The following is a 17,660-nucleotide window of genomic DNA, read 5'->3' on the forward strand; positions in this document are numbered from 1 at the left end:
GTGAGATCACCTGATCTCGATGCGACCGGCGGACCGCCCGCCTACTTCTTGCGCTGCTCGGCCGCGCGCCGCTGGGCCCGGTTCTGCGGGGCCTGCTGCGGCGCCTGGGCGGCAGCATCCGTCCGCTGTCCGAACGCACCGCGCTGCGCCTCGGCCGCGGGCGCGGCCTGGACAGCAGCCTGCGCGGGCGCTTGTGCCGCAGCGGCCGCAGCCTGGCGCAGACGCGTGGTCGCGGCCTGCTGGACCTGGCCGCGGTCGTTGCGCACCTCGACCTCTCCGGCGTCGTTGGATGCCGAGTACTGCAGGCGCTGACCTTCGACCTGCTCGGCTCCGAGACCCTTCGCCTCGACCTGGGCCGCCTCGCCTTCGCCGGCGCGACGCACCTCGACCTCGAGGTTGTAGAGGTAGCCGACCGACTCCTCCTTGATCTGGCCCATCATCGCCTGGAACATCTGGTAGCCCTCGCGCTGGTACTCGATCAGCGGGTCGCGCTGGGCCATGGCCCGCAGGCCGATGCCGTCCTTGAGGTAGTCCATCTCGTAGAGGTGGTCGCGCCAGCGGCGGTCGAGCACCTGCAGCACCACGCGGCGTTCGAGCTCGCGGGTGGCCGCGGTGCCGAGCGTCTCTTCGCGGTTGTCGTATGCGATGCGGGCGTCCGAAAGGATCTCGCGCTTGAGGCCCTCGGACGTGATGCCGCCGCGGCGGCCGGCTGCCTCGGCCACGACCTCGTCGATGGTCACGCCCACCGGGTACAGGGTCTTCAGCTCGGTCCACAGCGCGTCGAAGTCCCAGTTCTCGCTGTGACCCGACCCGGTGTGGTCGTCGATGACGGCGTTGATGGCATCTTCGATGAAGTGCTGCACGCGACCGGCGATGTCATCGCCCTGCAGGATGTGGCGACGGTCGGAGTAGATCGCCTCGCGCTGGCGGTTGAGGACGTCGTCGTACTTCAGCACGTTCTTGCGGATCTCGGCGTTGCGCGCCTCGACCTGGCTCTGCGCCGACTTGATCGCCCGCGAGACCATGCCGGATTCGATCGCGACGTCGTCGGGGAAGTTCGTGCGCGCCAGGATCGCCTCGGCGGCCCCCGACTGGAACAGGCGCATCAGGTCGTCGGTCAGCGACAGGTAGAAGCGGCTCTCGCCGGGATCGCCCTGACGACCCGACCGCCCGCGCAGCTGGTTGTCGATGCGGCGCGATTCGTGGCGCTCGGTGCCGAGCACATACAGGCCGCCGGCCTCGACCACCTTTGTGGCCTCCTCGGCGACACGGTCGCGGACCGCCTCGTAGACGCCATCCCACGCGGCCTCGTAGTCTTCGGGCGTCTCGACGGGGTCGAGCCCCTTCGCCTTCATCTCCTGTACAGCGAGGAACTCGGCGTTTCCGCCGAGCATGATGTCGGTGCCTCGACCGGCCATGTTGGTCGCGACGGTCACGGCGCCCAGGCGCCCAGCACGGGCGACGATCTCGGCCTCGCGTGCGTGGTTCTTGGCGTTGAGGACCTCGTGCTTGATGCCCTTCTTCGCCAGCAGCCGCGAGAGGTACTCGCTCTTCTCGACGCTGACGGTGCCGACCAGCACCGGCTGACCCGCCTGGTGGCGCGTCGCGATGTCTTCGACGACCTGCGCGAACTTGGCCTCTTCGTTCTTGTAGACGAGGTCGGGCATGTCCTTGCGGATCATCGGCTTGTTCGTCGGGATGGACACGACGCCGAGCTTGTAGGTCGACATGAACTCGGCCGCCTCGGTCTCGGCGGTTCCTGTCATGCCGGCGAGCTTCTCGTAGAGGCGGAAGTAGTTCTGCAGCGTGACAGTGGCCAGCGTCTGGTTCTCGGCCTTGACCGGCACGGCCTCCTTGGCCTCGATCGCCTGGTGGATGCCCTCGTTGTAGCGGCGCCCGACCAGGATGCGGCCGGTGTGCTCGTCGACGATCATCACCTCGTCGTTCATGACGACGTAGTCGCTGTCGCGCTTGAAGAGCGCGAGCGCCTTGATGGAGTTGTTGAGGAATGAGATGAGGGGCGTGTTCGCCGACTCATACAGGTTCTCGATGCCGAGGTAGTCCTCGACCTTCTCGATGCCGGGCTCGAGGACGCCGATGGTGCGCTTCTTCTCATCGACCTCGTAGTCGATGCCCACCTCGAGGGTCTTGGCGATCTTGGCGAACTCGACGAACCAGCGGTTCGCCTCCCCCGACGACGGCCCCGAGATGATGAGCGGCGTGCGGGCCTCGTCGATGAGGATCGAGTCGACCTCGTCGACGATCGCGAAGAAGTGCCCGCGCTGCACGAGGTCTTCCTTGCGCCACGCCATGTTGTCGCGCAGGTAGTCGAAGCCGAACTCGTTGTTCGTGCCGTACGTGATGTCGGCGTTGTACTGCTGGCGGCGAACCTCGGGGGTCTGACCGGCGACGATGTTGCCGGTGGTCATGCCGAGCGCCCGGTAGATGCGCCCCATCAGCTCCGACTGGTACGACGCGAGGTAGTCGTTGACGGTGATGACGTGCACGCCCTTACCGGCGATGGCGTTCAGGTAGACCGGGAACGCGCCCGTGAGCGTCTTTCCTTCACCGGTCTTCATCTCGGCGATGTTGCCGAGGTGCAGGGCTGCGCCACCCATGAGCTGCACGTCGTACGCGCGCTGGCCGAGTGTGCGCTTGGCGGCCTCGCGGACGGCGGCGAACGCCTCGGGCATGAGCTGGTCGAGCGTCTCGCCGGCTTCGAAGCGGGCGCGCAGTTCGGCGGTCTCGCCCCGGAGCTCTTCGTCGGACAGGTGCTCGTAGTCCTCTTCGAGGGCGTTCACGGCCTTCACGACCTGCTGGAGCCGCCGGAGGATGCGACCCTCGCCGGCGCGAAGCAGTTTCTCGAGGGGGTTGGCCACGGAGTGTCTCCATCTGTCGGGTGGCGCGGTGGGCGCCGGTGCCGCCGGGGCGCTGGGCCCAGGCATACCTGCCTATGTTATCCACCCGTGACCTTGGCGTGGGCTGGGTGAGGACAGCATGGAGGGATGGGGGGTGCACGTCAGCGAGGGATGCTGGTGGCCTGGCGCATCGCGCTGATCGCTGCGTTCGCGCTCGGCGTGACGGCTTGCGCCTCCCACCCTGAGGCCGTGCCGGTGCCGCCGCCGTCGCAGGCAGTCGCTGCGGTGGACTGCTCCGCCGAGTGGGATGTCGGCTGGGGCTCCGTGCCCGGGGACTTCGAGCCTGTCGCGGTCTATGTGTGCGACCCCGTGCTCGAGCTCGCACCCAGGCCCGACCCGCCGCTGGAGCTGATCACCCCGGAGCAGCTCGCTCAGACTCCGCCGCCCGCGGCAGATCCGGCTCCTGCGCCCGAGCAGGCCGAACCGCGCCTGCTCGAGGGCGATCTCTCGCCGCTCCTGGCGGCGTTCGCCGTGCCGAACGACCCGAAATGGCCCGGGCCGTGCACGGCGATCGGCGTGATCGTGCCCGATGTCTGGCTCGTCGACGCCGACGGCCGGGCGATCCGACCCGCGTATCCGGTCGATGGATGCAACGTCCCGAAGCCCGGCGTGACCGAGGCGCTCGACGAGCTGACCCCGATCGACTGAGCCGGACTGCGGCATCGCCGCGGGTCGCAGCATCCAACAATTTCCCGGTATGTATATACTCGGCAACTATATACCCGGTATGCACCGAAGGAGATCCGGATGTCGGTACGTCAGAGCCTGCTCGCGATCCTCGACCAGGCCCCCTGCTACGGCTATCAGCTGCGGACGGAGTTCGACCGTCGCACCGGCTCCACGTGGCCGCTGAACGTCGGCCAGATCTACAACACCCTCGACCGCCTCGAGCGCGATGGGCTCGTCGAGAAGGGCGACGTCGATGAGCACGGGCACGTGTACTGGCAGATCACGGATGCCGGAACCGCCGAGGTCCGCGTGTGGCTGGACTCCCCCGTCCAGCGGGGACACGGAACCCGCGATGAGCTCGCGATCAAGCTCGCCGTCGCTGCCACCCTGCCGGGTGTGGACGTCGCGGGGATCATCCAGACGCAGCGGCGGGCCTCGCTCGCACAGCTGCAGGAGCTCAATCGCGCGAAGTACGCCGGGGCGAATCCCGACGGGCCGGAAGAGCTTGCGTGGTCGCTCGTCGTCGACTCGATGATCTTCGCGGCTGAGGCCGAGGTGCGCTGGCTCGACCACACCGAGCAGCGCCTCGCGCTGCACCCCGAGCACGCGATGACCCTCCAACTGTCGACCGACAAACCCAAGCGCGGCCGCCCCGCGAAGGCCGAGGCATCCGCGTAACCGATACGGTGCTGCGGCTCATCGGTGTGACGCAGCAGTACGGCCACGGCGAGACCGCCGTCTCGGCGCTGTCGGGGGTCGACTTCGAGGTGCGGCAGGGCGAGCTGGTCGCTGTCATGGGGCCGTCCGGCTCGGGCAAGTCGACGCTGCTTACAATCGCGGGCGGTCTGGCGACGCCGACCACGGGCGAGGTCGTTATCGAGGGATCGTTCCTCAGCGAGCAGTCGCCGCGCGAACTGGCCCGGCTGCGGCGCCGCTCGCTCGGTTTCGTCTTCCAGGACTTCAATCTCATCCCCACGCTGACCGCCCTCGAGAACGTGATCCTCCCACTCGAGCTCGACGGCTTCTCCGCCCGGGTGGCGCGTCGGGCCGGCCGCGACGCCTTGGCATCCGTCGGGCTCGCCGACAAGGCCGACGCCTATCCTGACGACATCTCCGGTGGCCAGCAGCAGCGCGTCGCGATCGCGCGCGCCGTGGTCGGCGGTCGGCGTCTGATCCTCGCCGACGAGCCGACTGGTGCGCTGGACTCGGTGACCGGCGAGATGGTGCTCAAAATGCTGCGCGCGCGGGTGGATGCCGGGGCCGCCGGCATCCTCGTCACTCACGAGGCCCGCCACGCGGCCTTCGCCGACCGCATCGTGTTCCTGCGCGACGGTCGCATCGTCGACGAGTCGCGTCGCGACGGCGCCGACACGCTGCTGGCCGCGCGATGACCGAGCTTCTCGAGGCACCTGCCGAGACGACGCGAAGGGGCAAGAAGAAGGGGGCGGATGCCGGGTCCCGGCGCGGCGGCGGATGGTCACGGTGGCGCGTCGCAGCGCGGCTGGCGCGCCGCCAGGTGCGCCGCGCACGGGCATCGAGCGCTCTCGTCGCGACGCTCGTCGGATTGCCGATCGCGGGGATGGCGGGGTTCGTCGTGTACTCGGCCAGTCTCATGCCGACTCCCGAGGAGGAGGTCGCGGCCGAGCTCGGGCAGATGGAGGCATGGATTGAGCCGGCAGGGGTGCCCAACGCCGGGTTCTGGCAAGTGCCGATCGAGCCGGCGTGGACCGGGTATGCCACCACGGATGACGGAGTGATGTCGATTCCCGAGGGGGAACCGCTGGAGGATCCGACGGCAATACTGCCCGCCGGCACCGAAGTGCTCACGCTGACCTCGGGAAGTGCGGTCGTCGAAACCCCTGACGGATCAACATCTGTGCCCGCGTGGGCAGGCCCGGCGTGGGATCCCCGATTCGCCGGCGCCTACGACCTCGTTGACGGCGCCCGTCCCACGACATCTCGCCAAGCGATGGTGACGCCCGCGGCCCTGGATCGTCTCGGTATCGAGATCGGCGACGAACTTCAGATGACGGGCGGAACGTCGACCTTCACCGTGAGCGGCACGCTGGACGCGGCTGCTCTCGCCGATTCCGACTCGGCGCTGTTCCTCCCCGAGTCGGCGCGTGACCTCGTCGGAGGCGCGACCCGCTGGTACCTGCCTGAGCGCGAATTGACTTGGGGGGATGTCCAGACACTCAACGAAGAAGGCGGGGTCGTCGCACTCTCGCGCTCCGTCCTCCTGGATCCGCCGGCTTTCGAGAACGAGTACTTCGCCTCCTCGGCGCCGATGGACTGGTGGTCGACGATGTGGCCGCTCGTGCTCATGCTGACGGTGGCAGGGCTCTTCTCCGGCTATGTCGTCGTCATGCTCGCGGGTGCCGCGTTCGCCGTCACCGCCCGCCGCCAGCAGCGTGCCCTCGCTATCGCCGCAAGCGTGGGCGCAGACCGGCGCGATCTCTCGCGCACGATCCTCCTTCAGGGCACGTCTCTCGGTGTTGTCGGTGGCGCCGTCGGCGTGCTGTCCGGCGTCGGCATCGCGGCGCTCGTCCTGGCTCTGACCTCCGATGGCAGCGCGACGCAGTTCTGGGGCTTCCACGTGCCGTGGGAACTGCTTGTCGCAATCCTCGTGTTCGCGGTCGTGGTGGGTACCGTCTCGGCGTGGATGCCTGCGCGTCGCATCGCGCGGACCGATGTGCTCCATGCGCTGCGCGGCGCGCGACGCCCGCAGCAACCGGTCGCCTCGCGTCCGGTGTGGGGCTCCATCCTGCTCCTCCTCGGTGTGGTGATCACGATGGTGAGTGCCTTCACGGTCGCGACCATCAACGCGACCGACGCGTTCGGATACGACTCGCCGATGCGGTACATCCCCCCGTACGGCATTGTCGTCGGGCCGATCCTCGCGCAGTTCGGCATCCTGATATCGGGCAGGTGGCTGCTGTGGGTCTGTTCGCACGGCCTGTCGCGCGTGGGCACCGTGGCCAAGCTCGCGTCCCGGGATGCCGCGGCCAATGCGTCACGCACTGTCCCCGCGTTCGCAGCGATCGCGGCGGCCGTGTTCATCGGAGTCTTCGCACTGGGACAGTCCTCGATGCAGACCGCTCAGACCGCACGCAATTGGTTCTATCAGGCTCCGGTCGGCAGCATCGCGGTGGCTTTCTGGCCTGGCCCCGGGACGACGACCGGCGTGCTCGCTACCGATGACGCCGAGGAAGCGGCGGCCGCCGCAGCGCAGCTCGCGCGCGACGCAGGGGCAGGAGAGGTCGCCGTCGTGTCGCGTCAGCCGCGCGCATGGTCGTATGCGAGCGTCGACGAGGTCCCAGATGATCTCACGTTCACCCTCGGGATCCTGCCCGGGTCGTACCTGCTCGACCCGGAGAGCGGTTCCTTCCAGTCGATGGGCGAGGACCCCGGCAACCCCATCTCGGTCATCGCACCCGACGACATCGATACCGCGATCGGCGCCGAGCTGTCGGCATCCGACCTCGCCGCATACCGGGCGGGCGCGGCGATCGTGCCGGACGCGCGCTTCGTGTACGGCGCGGCGATCACGGTCGAGACGTACTGGGGCGTCGATCAGTACGAAGGACGGATGCCCGACAATGTCTTTCACCCCCACCCAGACTCGCCTCCTTACGCCGACCCGCTGAACCGGGAGCGGCTCGACGCCATCGTGGTCGATGCGCCGCTTCAGCCCATCAGCATCGCGATCGCACCAGCAACCGCGGAGCGCCTCGGCATGACCCTCGTGCCGGATCGAGTGATGGCCTCGACCACGGAGCCGCTGAGCCAGCGCCAGCGCGACCGGATGCAGTCGCATGCGGAAGCCCTCAGCACGAACGCCTACATCCTCTCGCCGCACGTTGAGCAGGGGCCGCCGAGTGATGCCGTGTGGATGGTTCCGTTGCTCACCGCCGTCTCGGTACTCGTGCTGGGCGCGAGTGCCGTCGCGCTCGGGCTCGCACGGTTCGAGCGCCGCCCCGACGACGCGACGCTCGCCGCTATCGGAGCAACTAGGTCCATGCGCCGGCGTATCGGATTCTGGCAGGGCCTCATCATCGCCGGGTTCGGCACGCTGGCCGGCGCGCTCGCCGGAGTTCTGCCCCCGATCGGGTTCGCCATTCAATCGGGCGGTTCTCTGCACCTAGGTGACGTTCCGTGGTGGCTCATCACTGCCCTGGCCATCGGCCTCCCGCTCGCGATCGCGGCGGTTTCGTGGCTCGTGCCGCCGCGGCATCCGGATCTCACCCGTCGCACGGCGATCACGTGAGACGAATCGGCCCTTGCCGGACATGTACCCAGTGAACCCATCGAAAGGACGCGCCATGAGCCCCGACATCCCCGCCATCGATCCCGCCGCCATCCATCTGCCCCCGACGCAGCCCATCGACATCACCGAACTCGCCGCCCAGAGCGTCATCCCCCGCTGACCGCGCCGGCCGGCCGGCCGGGCACTTCCCAGCTCTCTTGCCCGAAGCAGGCAGACACGTGAACCGACGGGATGCCGGACGGCGAGGCGTCCTGTCGCCTCACAGGCGGTACGCACTACCCTTAAGCGTGACTTCCACGGATACTTCCATCGAGGCAGAGGCTCCTGTCGAGCCCGCAGCGATGACATTCTCAGATCTGGCCCTCGGCGAACCGGTTCTCAAGGCGCTGCGCGAGATCGGCTACGAAACCCCCTCCGCCATTCAGGCGGCGACGATTCCGCCGCTGCTCGCAGGCCGCGACGTCGTCGGCCTCGCTCAGACGGGCACGGGCAAGACCGCCGCTTTCGCGCTGCCGATCATCGATCGTCTCGACCTGTCGCAGAAGACGCCGCAGGCTCTCATCCTCGCCCCTACGCGCGAGCTCGCACTGCAGGTGTGCGAGGCGTTCGAGAAGTACGCCGGGCACCTCAAGGGCGTGCACGTCCTTCCTGTCTACGGAGGGCAGGGCTACGGCGTGCAGCTTTCGGCGCTGCGCCGCGGTGTGCACATCGTCGTGGGCACGCCCGGCCGCATCATCGATCACCTCGAGAAGGGCACGCTCGATCTCTCCGAGCTGAAGTACCTCGTGCTCGATGAGGCCGACGAGATGCTCAAGATGGGCTTCGCCGAAGACGTCGAGACCATCCTCGCCGACACCCCCAGCACCAAGCAGGTCGCGCTGTTCTCCGCGACCATGCCCGCGACGATCCGACGCATGTCGCAGCAGTACCTCAACGACCCCGAAGAGATCACGGTCAAGACCAAGACGACGACGTCGGCGACGACCACGCAGCGGTACCTCATCGTGCAGTGGCAGCAGAAGATGGACGCCCTCACGCGCATCCTCGAAGTCGAGAACTTCGACGGCATGATCGTCTTCGGCCGCACCAAGATCGTCACCGAAGAGATCGCCGAGAAGCTCCGTGCACGCGGCTACTCGGCCGCCGCGATCAACGGCGACATCGCCCAGCCGCAGCGCGAGAAGACCGTCAACCAGCTGAAGTCGGGCAAGCTCGACATCCTGGTGGCGACGGATGTCGCCGCTCGAGGCCTCGACGTCGAGCGCATCTCGCACGTGGTGAACTTCGACATCCCGACCGACACCGAGTCGTACGTGCACCGCATCGGCCGCACCGGCCGCGCCGGCCGTTCGGGCGAAGCCATCAGCTTCGTCACACCGCGCGAGCGGGGGCTCGTGAACGCGATCGAACGGGCAACGCGCCAGCAGCTGACCCAGATGCAGCTGCCGAGCGTCGACGAGGTCAACGAGACCCGCCTCGCGCGCTTCGACGACCGGATCTCGGCTGCCCTCGGCGAATCGGGTCAGATCGAGGTCTTCCGCGACATCGTCGCGCACTACGTCCGCAACCACGACGTGCCCGAGGTCGACGTCGCGGCGGCTCTGGCGATCGTCGCACAGGGCGAGACGCCGCTCCTTCTCGAGCCCGACCCCGAGCCGCAGCGCCGCGAGCGTCCGGTGCGCGACCGCGACGATCGCTCCGGCCGGGACGACCGCGGACCCGGTGCGGCCCGAGGCGACCGCCGCGACCGCCAGGCGCGCGAAGGCTTCGCGATGTACCGCATCGCCGTCGGCCGCCGCCACCGTGTCGAGCCGCGTCAGATCGTCGGCGCACTCGCCAACGAAGGCGGCCTGCGCCGCGACGACTTCGGCGCCATCGACATCAAGCCGGAATTCTCGCTGGTCGAGCTGCCCGCGAACCTCTCGAGCGACACCCTGGCGCGCCTGTCCGACACGCGCATCTCGGGACGCCTGATCGACATCCGCCCCGACACCGGACGCCCGCAGCGGCGAACGGATGCCGGTGGCCGGGCGCCGCGCGAGGACCGGAGCTTCGGCAACAACGACACCCGCAAGCCCCGGCACAAGCGCACCGACGGCTGAGGCATCCGTCCCTCCTTTGCATCTCGCGGCCCGCGCGTACACAGAATCGGATCCGCACGTGCGGATCGCTGGGCCGACACGCCGGTCGCGACCGCGGGTTGGCGGCGTGTCGCCGGCGGCTTCCGCTCCTGCGGATCCGATTCTGCGGCCGGGTGCCGGCCCACGCCGGCCCGGGCTCCGGCAGCAGCTCCGCAGCAAACCGACACGCGGCTCGCACCACGCGACCTCTGATACGACTCGACGGCGACCGGCAGGACGCTCTGCGCGAACGCCGGCCGTCAGCGTCCACAGCCGACAGCTTGCTCCCAGCCGCGCCCGTAGGATCGATCCATGGCCGGATTCTGGGGCAAGCGCAAACGTGAGCAGGAAGAACTGACCGCACAGGACGCGGACCTCGCGCGCCAAGCGCAGAACTCGCTCGTCGCGGCGGACGAGCGCATCCGGGTAACCACCGACGAGCTGGTCTTCGCCGAGGCAGAACTCGGCCCGAACGCCACGAAGGAGCTGCGCGAGGCGCTCGACGCGGTGCGGACCCATCTGCAGGAGGCCTTCCACCTGCACCAGCTGAACCACGACGAGATCCCCGACACCCCGGAAGAGTTGCGCACCCGCAACGCGCGCATCGCCCAGCTCTGCGAGTGGGCCGAGCAACTGCTCGATGATCGAACGACGGCGCTGGCGGAGCGGATCGAGCGCGCTCGCCGGGCTCCCGAGATCATCGCCAGAGTGCGGGCGGATGCCGCGCGCCTGCGCCTGCGGGTGCCCGACGCACGCTCCACCGTCGAGCGCCTGGGGGCGCGCTACTCCTCGCACGCGCTGTCACAGGTCGTCCAGAATCCCGCCGAGGCCGAGCAGCTGCTGGGCTTCGCCGAGCACAGCGCGGGCGTCGCCGAGCGTCGGCGGGACGCCGGCCAGCGCGAGCAGGCCAACATGGCGCTCGAGGCGGCGACCGAGTCGGTGCGGCGGGCCGAGACCCTGCTCGACGCCGTCGAGACGTTCGAAGTCGAGGCGCTGCGGGCGGAGTCGACGCTCGCCGCAATCGTCGAGGACTCCCGCGACGACCTCGTGGTCGCGCTGCGCGAACCGCAGACGCCGGCGGTCAGCAAGGCGATCGGCGAGCTGCAGGCCGCTCTGGCAGCCCTTCCGGCGGCCGGAGTCAACACCGATCCGTTCGAGCAGCTCACGCGGCTGCGCGAGGCCAACTCGGCGCTGGATGCCGCGATCGCCACTGCGCGCGAGCGCGCGGCCCGCCCGCTCCCGCCGCTGGAGCACGTGCGCCACGCGATCGACGACGCCGACCGCCAGCTCGCCGTCGCCCGTGACGTGATCGCGGGGCACCGGGGCTGGATCGGGGCCGACGCGCGGACGCGGCTCGCCGAAGCGGAGCGGGTGCGCGCTGATCTGGACCGGTACCTCGGCACCTCGGCGGCGGCAGTCACCACCATCGACGAGGATCATCGGGAGCAGGCGTTCGCGATGGCGCGACGCTCGGCGTTCCTGGCCAGCGAGGGTCTGCAGCTGGCACAGCGAGACATCGATGCCGCTCGTCCGCAGCCCGACCAGTGGGGCGGCCCCGGTTACGGGCAGCAAGCAGGCTGGGGCGGCGGCCGTCGCGGCGGCGGCGGCGACCTCATGGGCGGCATCCTCGGCGGCCTCGTGATCGGAAGCCTCCTCGACGGATTCATGGACTGACCCGCGGACTGGCGGACGCCGCCGGCAGGCGCGGTCTCCGGTGGCATCTGACGCCAGACGCACCTCGGGCGCGGCCGCAACCGGCCGCGCCCGAGGTGTGTCAGTGCGCCGTCAGGAGGCGAGCTCCTGCGGCTGGGCCTGCGTCGTCAGCGAGATGACACCGTAGTCCCACCCCTTGCGCCGATAGACCACGCTGGGGTGGTCGGTGGCGGCGTCGATGAACAGGAAGAAGTCGTGGCCGACGAGCTCCATGCGGTCGACGGCCTCTTCGACCGACATCCACTCCGGCTCGAACTGCTTCGTACGGATGACGACAGGGGTGTAGCCCTCTTCGGCTTCGCTGCCCCCGACGACCGGGATCTCTCCCGTCGCGACGGCGCGGAGCACTTCGACGGAGGCCGGCTGCAGATCGATGCCCTCGATCGTGCCGCGCTCCTTCTCGTACTTGGCCCCGCGGGGGTGGTTGCGGGCGTCGACACGCTTGTCTTTGGCGCGACGCAGCTGTTCGCACAGCTTGTCGACGGCGAGATCGAGGGCTGTGAATTTGTCTCCGTCCGTCGCTTCCGCGCGAATGACCGGCCCTCGGCCGTTGACGGTGAGCTCGACGGTGTCATCCTCGATGCGCCCGTTGTGATAGGCCCGGTGAGTGACCTTGATGTCCACGCGTTGCGCTCGCGGCGCGAGGTGCTCGATGCGGGTGGCCTTCTCTTCGACAACGGTTCGGAAGCGATCCGTGATCCCCACTCCCACGCCGACGATGCTGGTTTCCATCCCTGACCTCCTAGTTCCGGTCCACCGGCCCAATCGGGAGAAAGCGGACGGCAGACCATCAGTCGCCTTGTGTGTGCCCCACCGTAGCCGCGCGTTCGGACTCTGTCACCTGTGAGTTTGGAATGCGGCCGGATGTGGTTCACCCTCCCGTGCTTTGTGGCGCGGGGTTGCGGCGACGGTCACCGCGGCGACCACTTCCGCTCCGGCATCCCGCAGCGCGCGCACGGCCTCGGCGAGGCTCGCCCCGGTCGTCACGACGTCGTCGAGCACGATGACACGCCGACCGGCGGCATCCCTCGCGCGCAAGCTCCCCTCGACGTTGCGCTGCCTTGCGTCGCGGCCCAGCCGTCGCTGATCGCTGACTCGGCGCGTGTGCTGCAGCAGCGGCTGAACGCGCAGTCCGGCCCGCCGGGCGATCAGATCCGGCACGCGGTAGCCGCGGCGCCGGAAGGACGCGCGTGAAGTCGGCATCGCGACCAGCGTCGCCTCCGCGTCCGCACCCGCGGCGCGCAGCGCCGTCAGCAATGCCGGCGCCAGAGCCTTCGCGAGGCCGGTGCGTCCGTCCTCTTTGAGTGCGCGCAGTACCCGGGCCGGCACCGCCTCGAACCGCAGGCCGCTCCAAACCGCGAACGACCCGCCACCGGCGTGTATAAGACGGTGGTGTGGTTCGGACGTAAGGGCGAGGAGGCACCGCTCGCACAGCGGGACATCGGGCTCGTCACAGCCGGCGCACCAGACAGGCAACAGCAGGGCGAGCGCCTCGGCACACGCGGAGCGGACGGTGTCAGAGACGTGAGTGGGCATGGCCCCACCCTCGCGGCGGTGCCCAAGCCGCATACGGATGATCGCGCGATCGGTGGAGAGCCGACGCCGCCGCCCGTGTTGGGGAGGAGGCGGTGCGATCGGAGCCCTACTGGGGCGCGCCCTGCTGCGTCGCCAGCACCCGCACTCCCGTGGCCGTGGGCTGCCAGGTGACCCCGCGCTTGACGAAGAGCGTGCCGTCGTCCGCGCGCAGGCGGAGGCTCGATACGCCGGTACCGCCCGCGATCGACGAGATCGCCTCGGGTGCGGTGCTCGACGACGTCGGCCCGCCCACGACCTGCTCGAGCACGATCGATCCGTCATCGGCGGTGGCCAGCACTCCGACGCTGATGTTGTCGATCCAGGTCACCCCGAGCGCGGGGCCGCCGACCGTGGCCAGCGGCACCGGCACCCCGAGCCGGACCGGCACGCCGTCATCACGCACGACCCCGGCCACCCACAGCATGGTCCGCCCGCCCGCAGTGACGGCGGCGGCAATCCGCGTACCGTCTCGCGAGATCGACATCGCGGCGATCGCGCTGGCCTCAGGCCAGGCGTCGGCGACCTCCACCGGCTCACCGGACGGCAGCGTGGCGCGCAGCGCTGATGGCTGGTCCCGCGGCACGCTCCAGACGATGCCGAACGGGTCGATGGTGGGATCGATCAGTCCCGCGCGAGTGTCGACCAGTTCGGGATCGCCACGTTCGGCGCTCAATCGAGCGACGGCTCCGGACGCCAGTCGCGCCGCTGCCAGGTCGCGGTCGGGACCGACCTGCACGGCCAGCGGAGCTGCGGACACGACCGCCTGTGAGAGCCCGGGTATCGGGTCGATCTCACCGCCGGTGAGGAAGCCGAAGCCTTCGTCGTTGAGCACGAGCGGCGCACCGGGCACACGCGTCGAGCGTGTCTCGGCCGGCTCGGCGGCCACGGGAGTCGCGTCGACGTTCATCACGACATCCATCACACCGGCCGTGGCGAGGCTCGCCTCGAGCTGGGCGAGCATGCGATCGAGGACGTTCTGCGGGGCGGCGAGCGCCTCGACCGACAGTTCGACCTGAGCCACTCGGTCGTCCATGAGCACCGCCGGCACCGCGGTGACGTTCTCGGGGAAGGCCGTCACGACGGATGCCTCGAGCCACTCGCTCGGCGGCTGGTTCACGAGCGCGTGCGTGATGCTGGCCTCTGCGTTCGTGGTGGGGAACCACCGCACGTCCGGCACGAGGTACTCGAACGTCGGGTCGAAGTACATCACCGAGAACCGGTGGAACACGCTCGGGAACCGGTCGCGGTCCAGCACGACGCCGTCAGGTGCGTCGGTGATGCGCCATTCACCGTCGGCCTGCCTCGCGAGAGTGAACGGAAGCGTGCGCGCGCTCAGCTCGGCGCGCTCGTACGCGCCCCGGTCGTCGACCGAGGCGACGGCATCGAGCGTGAAGTCGACCGCACCCTCCTCGGTCTCGGTGTAGCCGCGGGTGGCGAAGACGTCGACGGTGACCCCGGCCTCGGGAGCCCAATCGTCCTGGAAGCTCGGCGCGAGGAACTCCCGCGCCCGCGCCCAGTCGCCGTCGACACCGGGGCCGGTCCCCGCGTTGATGAACCCCTCGACGATCTGCGCGGGCGAGGCCCCGGGCTGGGGCCGGTCCGGAAGGAACGCCACGTTCTGGGCCTCGTCGTCGACCTCGTCGTTCCCGAGGCCGTAGTTGATCGGCCCGCCCGTCGCGAAGCCCGCGCAGGCGCTCAGCACCACGGCGCAGCACGCGAGAAGGATCGCGAGGATGCCGTGGCTCATCCGCCGTCCATGCCTTGTCATGACACACCTCCGCGGGTCGGAGCATCCGTCGCCCCGGTCGCGGCGCTGGACGGCGGTTGCCCGTTGCCCGGCCGCGGCAGATCGATCGGCTGGGTGAGCCCGAGATCCTCCACTCCGGCGATGGAGTCGTCGCCCGGGTCGATCGCGATGGGCGACGCTCCCTGCAGCGGTATGCCGCGACGCGGCAGGGTGAGGACGAAGTGCGTGCCGCGTCCGAGACCGGACCACACGGCCAGCTCCCCGCCGTGCAGTTTCGCGTCGCCGAGGGCGATCGACAGCCCGAGGCCGGTGCCGCCGATCGTGCGGGTCCGCGAGGGATCGGCGCGCCAGAACCGGTCGAAGACGCGCTCGACGTCCTCGGGCTTCATGCCCAGGCCGAAGTCACGTACTCCGATGGCCACGGCATGCTGGTTACTGTCGACCGTCACCACGATGGGACGGCCCTCCCCGTGCTCGATGGCATTGCCCAGCAGATTGCGCACGACCCGCCGCACACGGCGAGGGTCCATCTCGACCGGTGAGTACCCGCCCGGCGCCACCAGCCTCACGTCGCTGCCGTGCTGCTCCGCCAGCTGCTCCATCGATGCGATGACGTCCTCGGCGAGGTGCGCCAGGCTCGTCGGCTCGAGGTCGAGCTGCACGGAGCCGGCGTCGTAGCGACTGATCTCGAGGAGGTCCGTCAGCAGCAGCTCGAACCGCTGCACCTGCGCGTTGAGCAGCTCGGCGGCACGTGCGGTGGCGGGATCGAAATCGTCGCGCTGGTCGTTGATCATGTCGGCGGCCAGTCGGATCGTGGTCAGTGGCGTGCGCAGCTCATGCGACACGTCGGAGACGAAGCGCTGCTGCACGAGCGACAGCTCGGCGAGTTCCTTGATCTGCGACTCGATGCTGTCGGCCATCGCGTTGAAAGATCGGCCGAGCGTCGCCAGTTCGTCCTCGCCGCGCACCGGCAGCCGCACGCCCAGCTCGCCGGCGGCCAGCTGCGCGCTGGTATCGGCGGCTTCGCTGATCGGCGTGGTCACCGACCTCAGGACGAACCAGGCGATGGCGCCGATGAGCAGGACCAGGCCGATGCCCACCACCCACAGCGTGCCCTGGACGAACCCGAGTGTCTGCGGCGCGTTGGCGAGGTCGTAGCCGAGATACAGCTCGTACGACGCAACGCCCGGCACGGTCAGCTGCTGGCCGACCATGATTCCCGGGGTGGTGTCGCCGTCGCCGGTGGGCAGCGCCACGGACTGCCAGATCTGCCGCTCCGGGTTGGCGCGAACGCTCGTGCGCATCGCTTCGGTCAGGACCTCGTCGCCGGGCTCGAAGCTGCCGATGCTGAAGTCCTGCGGGGCGTTGGGCACCGGCGGTCCGATGCGGAAGACGGCCAGCAGGTCGCTGGAGGACTGGTCGGTGAGGGTCCGTGTCGCCAGCGCCATGACATTCTGCAACTGCACGCCGTCGCTCTGCACGGCGGCGTCCAGTGTCACCTGCGCGGCGCTTCTGGCCTGCGCGGCGTCCGAGAGCACCTGATCCTTGCGGGAGTCGAACAGGTCGTTCTGAATCGCCAGCGCCATCCACACGCACGCGATGATCACCGCCACGGCCGTCAGGCCCAGCGTCGCCACCAGGGTCCGGAAGCGCAGCGACCGGCGCCACAGCGTGGCGATGTTGCCCGGCCACGCACGCCAGAGCCGCCAGCCCTTCAGCGGCGTCCGGGTCGCCGTGACCCCGGTGGTCGGGGCTGCCATGAGCGCCTCAGACCACGGCGCCGGCGCGGTAGCCCACACCGCGCACGGTCGTGACGATTCTGGGGTTGTCGGGGTCCTGCTCGACCTTGGCGCGCAGGCGCTGCACGTGCACGTTCACCAGTCGGGTGTCGGCCTTGTAGTGATAGCCCCAGACCTGTTCGAGCAGCATTTCGCGGGAGAACACCTGCTGCGGCTTCGAGGCAAGCGCCACCAGCAGCTCGAACTCCAGCGGCGTGAGCGCGATCGGCTCATCGTCACGACGCACCTCGTGCGCGGCCACGTCCACGGTCAGGTCGCCGATGCGCAGGGTGTCGTTGCCCTGGGGTGTCGCCGGGCGCAGACGCGTGCGGATGCGCGCCACTAGCTCCTTCGGGTTGAAGGGCTTGACGATGTAGTCGTCGGCTCCGGACTCCAGCCCCTTCACGACGTCGGCGGTGTCGGTGCGGGCGGTGAGCATGATGATGGGGATGCCGGACTCGGCCCGGATGCTGGTGCAGATCTCGATGCCGTCCATGCCCGGAAGCATCAGATCCAGAAGGATCAGGTCGGGCTTCTCGGTGCGCCAGGCGTCCACGGCCTGCGTGCCGTCGGCGCAGAACACGGGCTCGAATCCCTCGGTGCGCAGCACGATGCCGATCATCTCGGCCAGAGCGGTGTCGTCGTCGACCACCAGGATGCGTGAAGTCATCGCGCGCGTTCGTTCCTTTACGTCCCGCCACGGGGTCACGGCAGCGCCGTCCCCATGCGCTCCACACAGAGTAGTCGACGCGGCCTGAGCACAGGCCGAGCACAGGCCGAGACGGCGCCGAACGGCCGGGGCGGGGCATGCGGCTGATATGAAACGATAGGGGTCCGGCCCGCCCCCCGGGCACCGCTCCGCGGATCGAGGCG

The 17,660-nt window shown here is 69.5% G+C and carries 12 protein-coding genes; 6 read left to right on the forward strand and 6 right to left on the reverse strand.

Annotation, left to right across the window (positions count from 1 at the left end; translation table 11 throughout):
- Nucleotides 1–41: 41 nt before the first annotated feature.
- A complete protein-coding gene (secA, locus tag K0817_RS13005; protein WP_219981926.1) occupies nucleotides 42–2,879 on the reverse strand; it encodes a preprotein translocase subunit SecA in 2,838 nt (945 codons plus the stop codon).
- A 126-nt stretch (nucleotides 2,880–3,005) separates the two neighbouring features.
- Between secA and K0817_RS13010 the strand changes: the two genes are divergently transcribed.
- From K0817_RS13010 to K0817_RS13035, 6 genes are all read left to right on the forward strand, one after another.
- Nucleotides 3,006–3,566, forward strand: a complete 561-nt coding sequence (locus tag K0817_RS13010; protein WP_219981927.1) for a hypothetical protein — start codon at nucleotides 3,006–3,008, stop codon at nucleotides 3,564–3,566.
- Nucleotides 3,567–3,665: 99 nt separating this feature from the next.
- Nucleotides 3,666–4,265: a PadR family transcriptional regulator gene (locus tag K0817_RS13015; protein ID WP_219981928.1), complete on the forward strand. Its 600-nt coding sequence runs from the start codon at nucleotides 3,666–3,668 to the stop codon at nucleotides 4,263–4,265.
- A gap of 26 nt (nucleotides 4,266–4,291) precedes the next feature.
- Complete coding sequence (locus K0817_RS13020) at nucleotides 4,292–4,978, forward strand: ABC transporter ATP-binding protein (protein ID WP_253735373.1); 687 nt, start codon at nucleotides 4,292–4,294, stop codon at nucleotides 4,976–4,978.
- Complete coding sequence (locus tag K0817_RS13025; protein WP_219981929.1) at nucleotides 4,975–7,854, forward strand: FtsX-like permease family protein; 2,880 nt, start codon at nucleotides 4,975–4,977, stop codon at nucleotides 7,852–7,854. Before K0817_RS13020 ends, K0817_RS13025 begins: the two co-directional genes overlap by 4 nt.
- A gap of 341 nt (nucleotides 7,855–8,195) precedes the next feature.
- Nucleotides 8,196–9,956 carry a DEAD/DEAH box helicase gene (locus tag K0817_RS13030; RefSeq protein ID WP_219981930.1) on the forward strand — a complete coding sequence of 587 codons (1,761 nt, stop codon included), beginning with the start codon at nucleotides 8,196–8,198 and terminating at the stop codon, nucleotides 9,954–9,956.
- Between the two features lie 330 nt (nucleotides 9,957–10,286).
- The gene (locus K0817_RS13035) at nucleotides 10,287–11,648 is read left to right on the forward strand and encodes a hypothetical protein (RefSeq protein ID WP_219981931.1); all 1,362 of its coding nucleotides are present in this window, start codon (nucleotides 10,287–10,289) and stop codon (nucleotides 11,646–11,648) included.
- Between the two features lie 111 nt (nucleotides 11,649–11,759).
- Here K0817_RS13035 and hpf read toward each other — a convergent pair whose 3' ends face one another.
- The 5 genes from hpf to mtrA all read right to left on the reverse strand — a co-directional run bounded on the left by hpf (nucleotide 11,760) and on the right by mtrA (nucleotide 17,457).
- On the reverse strand, nucleotides 11,760–12,419 hold the full coding sequence (hpf, locus tag K0817_RS13040; protein ID WP_219981932.1) for a ribosome hibernation-promoting factor, HPF/YfiA family: 660 nt from the start codon (nucleotides 12,417–12,419) through the stop codon (nucleotides 11,760–11,762).
- 105 nt (nucleotides 12,420–12,524) lie between these two features.
- On the reverse strand, nucleotides 12,525–13,223 hold the full coding sequence (locus tag K0817_RS13045) for a ComF family protein (protein WP_219981933.1): 699 nt from the start codon (nucleotides 13,221–13,223) through the stop codon (nucleotides 12,525–12,527).
- Nucleotides 13,224–13,329: 106 nt separating this feature from the next.
- Nucleotides 13,330–15,009 carry a GerMN domain-containing protein gene (locus K0817_RS13050; protein ID WP_253735374.1) on the reverse strand — a complete coding sequence of 560 codons (1,680 nt, stop codon included), beginning with the start codon at nucleotides 15,007–15,009 and terminating at the stop codon, nucleotides 13,330–13,332.
- 17 nt (nucleotides 15,010–15,026) lie between these two features.
- Complete coding sequence (mtrB, locus tag K0817_RS13055) at nucleotides 15,027–16,769, reverse strand: MtrAB system histidine kinase MtrB (RefSeq protein ID WP_219981935.1); 1,743 nt, start codon at nucleotides 16,767–16,769, stop codon at nucleotides 15,027–15,029.
- 7 nt (nucleotides 16,770–16,776) lie between these two features.
- Nucleotides 16,777–17,457, reverse strand: coding sequence for an MtrAB system response regulator MtrA (mtrA, locus tag K0817_RS13060; RefSeq protein ID WP_219981936.1), 681 nt, complete (start codon nucleotides 17,455–17,457; stop codon nucleotides 16,777–16,779).
- Nucleotides 17,458–17,660 lie beyond the last annotated feature (203 nt).

The organism is Microbacterium sp. HD4P20 (assembly GCF_019449275.2).
Lineage (GTDB): Bacteria > Actinomycetota > Actinomycetes > Actinomycetales > Microbacteriaceae > Microbacterium.